The 1,948-nt window shown below is 69.1% G+C and carries 2 pseudogenes; both read left to right on the top strand.

What is annotated here, in order from left to right:
- Nucleotides 1-394 (top strand): annotated as a pseudogene (locus B1205_RS32330) (sulfatase-like hydrolase/transferase); the annotation flags it as partial.
- A gap of 157 nt (nt 395-551) precedes the next feature.
- A pseudogene (locus B1205_RS25310) lies at nt 552-1,780 on the top strand (citrate synthase).
- Nucleotides 1,781-1,948 lie beyond the last annotated feature (168 nt).

Here is a 1,948-nt window from a genome sequence, read left to right as displayed (position 1 = left end):
CCCGGGGGAGCCGGTGACGATCACCGGCCCGACGCCCGCGCCGGTGCCCCCGCCGCCGGTGGACCCGCTCGTCGGCACCCGGGTCGGCGCGGTGCCCACCGCCGGCTCCGCCACCGTGGCGAACCGGTCCGCGTTCGACGCGGTCGACCCGGCGCGCGGTCTGCCGGCGCTGCTCTGGGGCACGGTGCCCGATTCGGTGCCGAACGGCACCCGGCTCGCGGTCGCGGTCAACGGCACGGTCGGCGCGGTCGTGCCGGTGGTGCCACCGGACGCCGGCGGTCGGCGGTTCGCCGCGTTCCTCCCCGACGACCGGCTCTTCGCCGCCGGCGCCAACCGACTGGACCTCTACCGGGTGGGCGCCGGCGGGACGCTGCGGCGACTCACTCTCTCCTGACGCGCGCGGTTACCCGCCGGTTTCCGACCCGGCAAGTCGGGAAACAGGTGACGCATACCTCACCCGAGAAGCCATGCCGAGCGTTGTCCGCCACACCGTGATTACGGTAGAAGCGAAGGCAATTCAACGAAGATCTTGCCGGCGAAGCGAGGAACAGATGACGGAAGTCAAGCTCGACCACCCCGGTGGGCAGCTGTCGATGCCGGTGCAGTCCGCGGTCGAGGGCCCCGCCGGGATCGGGGTGAGCAAGCTGCTCAAGGAAACCGGGATGACAACATACGACCCCGGTTTCGTCAACACCGCGTCCTGCTCGTCCGCGATCACCTACATCGACGGTGACGCGGGCATCCTGCGGTACCGCGGCTACCCGATCGACCAGCTGGCCGAGAAGTCCTCCTTCCTGGAGGTCTCCTACCTGCTGATCTACGGCGAACTGCCGAGCCAGACGGAGCTGTCCGAGTTCAGCGAGCGGATCCGGCGGCACTCGCTGCTGCACGAGGAGATGCGCCGCTTCTTCGACGGTTTCCCCCGCGACGCGCACCCGATGGCCGTGCTCTCCTCGGCCGTCAGCGCCATCTCGACCTTCTACCAGGACAGCCTGGACCCGTTCGACTCCGAGCACGTGGAGATGTCCACGGTGCGGCTGATGGCGAAGGTTCCCACCATCGCCTCGTACGCCTACAAGAAGTCGATCGGCCAGCCGCTGCNGTCCCGGCCGAGCAGTACGAGGTCGACCCGGTGGTCGCCCGGGTGCTGGACATGCTGTTCATCCTGCACGCCGACCACGAGCAGAACTGCTCCACCTCCACCGTGCGGCTGGTCGGCTCCAGCAACGCCAACCTGTTCGCCTCGGTCTCGGCCGGCGTGAACGCGCTCTTCGGCCCGCTGCACGGCGGCGCCAACCAGGCCGTGCTGGAGATGCTCCAGAAGATCCAGGCCGACGGCGGGGACGTCCGCGCCTTCGTGCAGAAGGTGAAGGACAAGCAGGACGGCGTGAAGCTGATGGGCTTCGGCCACCGGGTCTACAAGAACTACGACCCCCGCGCCGCGATCGTGAAGAAGGCCGCCCAGGACGTGCTCGGCCGGATGGCCAAGCCGGACCCGCTGCTGGACCTCGCGGTGCAGTTGGAGGAGATCGCGCTGGCCGACGACTTCTTCGTCTCGCGGCGGCTCTACCCGAACGTGGACTTCTACACCGGCCTGATCTACAAGGCCATGGGCTTCCCGACGAAGATGTTCACGGTGCTGTTCGCGCTGGGCCGGCTGCCCGGCTGGATCGCGCAGTGGCGCGAGATGATCAACGACCCGGAGACCAAGATCGGCCGTCCGCGGCAGATCTACACCGGCGCCCCCGAGCGGGAGTACCTCCCCGCCGCCAACCGCTGAGGTGTAAGGCGGGGGCCCCGCTTAACGCTTCTGGTATAGGCGGGGCCCCCGCTTAACACCGTTGACGAGTGAGGCCGCCGACCCGTGCGGGTCGGCGGCCTTTCGCGTGCTCGGGCGGGTGCGGTTGTTAAGCGGGGCCCCCGCCTCTACCAAATGCGTTAAGCGGGG

Source organism: Micromonospora sp. NBS 11-29, assembly GCF_002140155.1.
Taxonomy (GTDB): Bacteria; Actinomycetota; Actinomycetes; order Mycobacteriales; family Micromonosporaceae; genus Micromonospora.
Note: the sequence above shows the minus strand (reverse complement) of the source record. Positions and strands in the feature narration are given on the sequence as shown.